Annotated in this window: 3 protein-coding genes; all 3 read left to right on the plus strand. The window is 33.2% G+C overall.

The features are described 5' to 3' along the window. Positions 1-221 precede the first annotated feature (221 nt). Genes ACR2F7_RS13425 through ACR2F7_RS13435 form a run of 3 tightly spaced genes read left to right on the plus strand, consistent with a single transcriptional unit; the run spans position 222 to position 5,396 of the window. Complete coding sequence (locus ACR2F7_RS13425; RefSeq protein WP_432714066.1) at positions 222-2,540, plus strand: Rv1355c family protein; 2,319 nt, start codon at positions 222-224, stop codon at positions 2,538-2,540. After that, a complete protein-coding gene (locus ACR2F7_RS13430; RefSeq protein WP_432714067.1) occupies positions 2,527-3,243 on the plus strand; it encodes a hypothetical protein in 717 nt (238 codons plus the stop codon). The genes ACR2F7_RS13425 and ACR2F7_RS13430 overlap by 14 nt, the downstream gene beginning before the upstream one ends. Next, the gene (locus ACR2F7_RS13435) at positions 3,240-5,396 is read left to right on the plus strand and encodes a 7TM diverse intracellular signaling domain-containing protein (protein WP_432714068.1); all 2,157 of its coding nucleotides are present in this window, start codon (positions 3,240-3,242) and stop codon (positions 5,394-5,396) included. Before ACR2F7_RS13430 ends, ACR2F7_RS13435 begins: the two co-directional genes overlap by 4 nt. Positions 5,397-5,581: the final 185 nt, after the last annotated feature.

Consider the following 5,581-nt stretch of genomic DNA (forward strand, 5'->3'; position numbering starts at 1 on the left):
GCAGACTCTGCGGTGAAGATTTTATAAAGCCTTCTGTAAGTTGCCGTAAATGCACTTAGATTGTGTGGTTCGTCGTCGACGTATAAGATATGAGCACTCATGTTTTCTCTTTAATAAAAAGTTAAAATTAGTTTTTTATTAGTACTCTTAAAAACCTATTTTTAGTTCATTCAAATTTTCATTCATTTTCTTGTCTAAAAAAATAGGATTTATCCATAAAAATGCAGCCTAAAGTACATTTAACGTCTATTCTTCCAAAATTAACCGATAATACAAATCAGCTAAAAAAATTATACAAACCTATAATTTATAACTTAAGTGACCCGAATGACGTACGGGAAGTGAATATATTACTCGAAACAATTAATCATATTCAAGTATTTGACGAGATTGAATCTCAAGTTAAAGAGTTAATTAAATGTTTACATCCCTCCGTCATATTATCTGAAACAGAAATAACTGAGAAAATCAGCGAGCAATTAGGCAATAAAACATGGGAAGAATATGGTGTATGGGTATATTATCCCTGGTCATGTAAGTTAGTCCACATTTTAGAGGAGCATAATTTTATTATCGTAAGGACAAACCGAAATAAGCATAAGATAACAGAAGCTGAACAGGCTTGTTTATCGAAAAAAAAGATTGGAGTAATGGGTTTATCTGTTGGACAATCCGTTTCTTTAACGCTGGCTATGGAACGTGGCTTCGGGGAATTAAGAATTGCTGACTTTGATGAATTAGATTTATCTAATTTAAACAGAATCCGTACTGGTGTTCATCATCTAAAACTTAGTAAAACAGTAATTGTTGCTCGTGAAATTGCTGAAATGGACCCTTTTCTTAAGGTTGTTTGTTTTAATGAAGGAATAACCGAAAGTAACCTGGTTGGTTTCTTAACAGAAAATGGAACGCTTGATCTACTTATAGATGAATGCGACAGTTTTGATGTTAAAATAAGTGCAAGAGAAAAAGCTAAAGAACTTGGAATTCCTGTATTAATGGAAGGAAGTGACCGTTGTACTATTGATATTGAACGCTTTGATTTAGAACCAAACAGACCTGTATTACATGGTTTTGTTAAGGATTTAAACATGAGCACATTCAAGACATTAAAAACTTTAGATGAGAAGCTTCAATACATTGCACCTGTAACAGGGGTGGAAACACTTTCTCCTCGAATGAAAGCTTCGGCAATCGAAATTATGTCTTCTATTTCTACCTGGCCTCAACTTGCTAGTGCGGTAACTTATGGAGGCGGGATAACGGCCGATCTTTCAAGAAAGATTTTATTAAACAACCTTGAATTTTCGGGAAGATTTTTTGTTGATATAGATGAATTAATCAGTAACCCAAACAAAGAGGAAACAATTAAAACACTTGATGTTGAGCCAATTGATATAAAAGGTTATTTAAAAGTAAATCATGCTCATTTTCCACCAGCATTAAAAGAAGAATCTTTAGCAGAGGAAGTCTTAAATAATTTGATCACTGCTGCAAACAAAGCCCCATCTGGAGGAAATAATCAGCCTTGGTTATGGCATTATAGCAATAATATTTTACATCTATTCTTAAACAAACCTGTATCCGGAGCTTATTTGGACCCTGAATTTATTTCATCCTATATTGCATTAGGGGCCGCTATTAAAAACATGGAACTTGCTGCTGCAATAAATAACCTGAAAATGAACTGGCAATTTACGCCGGAACTCTTTCCGGATCATATAGCCACTTTTAACTTTACGAAAGGCCATATCCCTAGCGAAAAAGAAAAATCTTTAGCATCAAAAATTAGTGATAGATACACCAACAGAAAAATCGGCATAGCAAATGACCCTAATCCAGAAGAGTTTAAAAATCTTCAATCAATTGTAAGGGAGGTTGAAAATGCAGATTTACAATGGATTACAAATCAGGATCAACTTCAAGCCTTAGGTGAAATTGCAGGAGAAGCTGATTTATTAAGAATGTTTATTCCTGAAGCACATCAAGATTTTATTACAAAAGAAATGCGATGGACTGTAGAAGAAACACAGGAAACTAGTGACGGAATAGGAATCCATTCCTTAGACTTAGGCTTTAATGATCAAATTGGCTTAAGGTTGATGAAAGATAAAAAGGCTGTTGAATTTTTGAAAACTATTAATGGTGGCGCTGCTTTTAAAAAATTAGCGTTAAAACAATTTTCACATTCTACAGCTATAGGTTTAATTACCTTACCAAAAGTTTCTTCAATAAACTTCATAAATGGAGGCCTTGCCGTAGAAAATCTTTGGCTTAAAGCCATTGAATATGGTTATGAGATTCATCCAGTAAATGTACCTTTAATCTTCTTTTACAAAAATAATTTTCAAGTAGATAATGGCTTATCTAAGGAAGATTCAGATAAAATATCAGAAATGTATCAGAGATTTAAAAATCTATTCAAAATAGAAAATAATATGGCAGAAGTATTTTTATTCCGCATATTTAAAGCAGAAAAATCTCAAGTTAGAACAATTAGGAAACCCATAAACAAAACATTATCCCTTGGAACAGAATAAACCAGTTATTGACAAACTTTATTTTAAAGCATTCAGGGCCATTGATGACCCTGCTTCTTGTCAAAAATTCATAGATGGCCACAGGCATGTACTTGAAATATTCGGTATTACAAAAATTACATCTGCAAAAACAGAATGGACACTCAACCCAGATGTGTATGCCATTTTAGTAACAACGGAAGAAAATGGCAAGGCGATGGCTGGATCCAGAATTCATCAGGCTAATGGAAAAAATCCATTACCGATTGAAGAAGCTGTAGGATTTATGGATAAAACAATCTACGACATGGTATCTGAAAGAACTCCGAATGGAACAGGCGAATTATGTGGTGTATGGAATTCCTGGGAAATTGCAGGTTTAGGCGTAGGAAGTCTTTTCCTAAGTCAAGTTAGTGTAGCATTATCTAACTTAATGGGCTTAACAACACTTTTTGGATTAACAGCTCCTGCAACTCACAGAAATGCAGTTAGAGGTGGTTTTAGAGTTATAAGAGAGATTGGAGTGAATGGGAAATTTTACTATCCAAAAGAAGATTTAACAGCTACAGCTGTAATTACCGACGAGCTTAATACACTTCCTTTAGCTATTGATGAGGTAAGAAACGCTATCTTCTCTTTCAGGGATAACCCAAAGCAATCGTTTCAAATTCCCAATAAAAATACTAATGCATTAATCGATGTATACATCGACATAACTTTATGATAAATAAGATATTATGGTATTTTGTATTGCTTGTTTCAGGTTGTTTATCGCCTGTAATATCCAATGCATCAGCATTTGACAAAACAGATTCTTTAATAAATATCTTACATTTTTCAAAAATATATATTCAGCAAAAGCAGAATGTAGAGACAAAAGAAATTTTGTTAAATGACACTTTGTTTAAAAAATTAAATTCAGGCCTACTGAATTTAAGTAAATATCCCAATTCTGTATGGATAAAGGCTGAATTCCCTGCCTCTATAAACCTACACGAATATAACAATATCTTAATTGATCAATCACGCATAAAACATGCACAAATCTTCTTTGTGGACGACCATCATGTCATACAAGAAATCGATCAAAATAATTATACCAATATTGCCAACCAAAATGACCCAGGGAATTTAAAAACCTATATCATACCAAATGCGTTAGCATCTCAACGACCAACAATTTTTATTAGGTTATTTACTAATGATGTCGTTATGGTGCCTGTTTTTATTGGAAAACAAAGTGATGTGTTGAATTTGTTTTCTATCAGAGATGTATTTTTTGGTATTTATACCGGCATTATGCTGATCATGTTTGCCTATAACCTCTTCCTTTATTTTAGTATCAAGGATTTAAGTTATTTGAATTATATCTTTTGTATTTTATTTACATGGGCAACACAAACAACAATTCAGGGATACTTTAGTAAGTATTTTCATGTAGACAGTATTTGGTTTAATGAAATCGCTGTCACCTTATTTTCTAATCTTGGTTTGCTTGCCTCTATTACTTTCACAAAATCATTTCTCTCCACCAAACAGAACACCCCAAAAAGTCATTTGTTATTGAATATCATTTTTTGCCTGATCATCATTGATACGATATTACTCTGTGCAGGATTTAATTATTTAGCATTTATGGGGATGCAAATTTGTATTCTTGGTGGATCGATAGTTGCATTCACAGCAGCCTTTAATGCTTATTTTTATAAAAATTTCAAGCCTGCAGGCTATTATTTAGCCTCATGGACATTTTTGTTTTTAGGAATGATGATTTTCATATTGAAAGATTATGAAATAATAGGTTATTCCTTATTTTCAAATTATTCTGCTCAATTAGCCTCTGTACTGGAAGTTTTGTTATTATCATTTGCATTGGCTGATAGAATCAACTTTTTCAAGAAAGAGAATGAGCTATCTCAAAAACAAGCATTGGTTATTTCCAAAGAAAATGAGCGCTTAATACTGGAACAGAATGTGATTTTGGAAAATAAAGTAAATGAAAGAACCACAGAATTGCAAAACATCAATTCTACGTTGAATTTAACTTTAACTAATTTGAAGGCTGCTCAATCCCAATTAGTTGATGCAGAAAAAATGGCTGCACTAGGTCAACTTACAGCAGGAATTGCACATGAGATCAATAACCCAATCAATTTTGTTACTTCAAATATTAAACCCCTCGAACTTGACATTAAAGATTTAAAAGAAGTCATTTCCATGTATGAGGCGATCGATTACAATGCAGATATCATTAAACAGTTAGAACGTATTGAAGCGTTCAAGAAACAAATTGATTTAAAGTTTGTAAATGAAGAAATCGCTTCCCTTTTATCTGGTATTAGCGAAGGCGCCAAACGAACAGCCGAAATTATCAGAAGTTTAAGAAATTTCAGTAGAATAGATGAAAGTGATACTAAGCCGGTGGATCTAAATGAAGGTTTAGACTCCACCTTGGTCCTCATCAGAAGTACTTTTCCTCACCAATTAAAAATTAAAAAGGAATATGGCGATATACCACCGGTAGACTGCATGCCCGGAAAAATCAACCAGGTCTTTATGAACCTTATAACCAATGCTGTTCATGCCATTAAATCGAAGCCTATATTACAGGACGAAGAATTTCTAACGGTCAAAACATGGCGAGAAGACAACCTTGTTAAAATAAGCATTAAAGATACAGGTAGCGGAATGCCTGATGAGGTTAAACAAAAAATATTTGAGCCATTTTATACTACAAAAGATGTAGGCGAAGGTACAGGACTCGGTTTATCAATCGTATTTAGAATTATTGAAAATCACCAGGGAAGTATAGATGTTTTAACAAAAATAAATCAAGGTACAGAATTTATTATTACCTTGCCCCTACACACAAAATAGACTTAAATATGACTCCGGCAACCGTAAAAATTCTTTATATTGACGATGAAGAAAACAATTTACATGCATTTAAAGCTGGATTTAGAAGACAATATGAAATATATACGGCCAACTCAGCAGTAGAAGGCCTGAAAATTTTAGAAAATATTTCCATAAATGTCATTATTGCCGATCAAAGGATGCCC

Source organism: Pedobacter sp. (genome assembly GCF_045628745.1).
Lineage (GTDB): Bacteria > Bacteroidota > Bacteroidia > Sphingobacteriales > Sphingobacteriaceae > Pedobacter.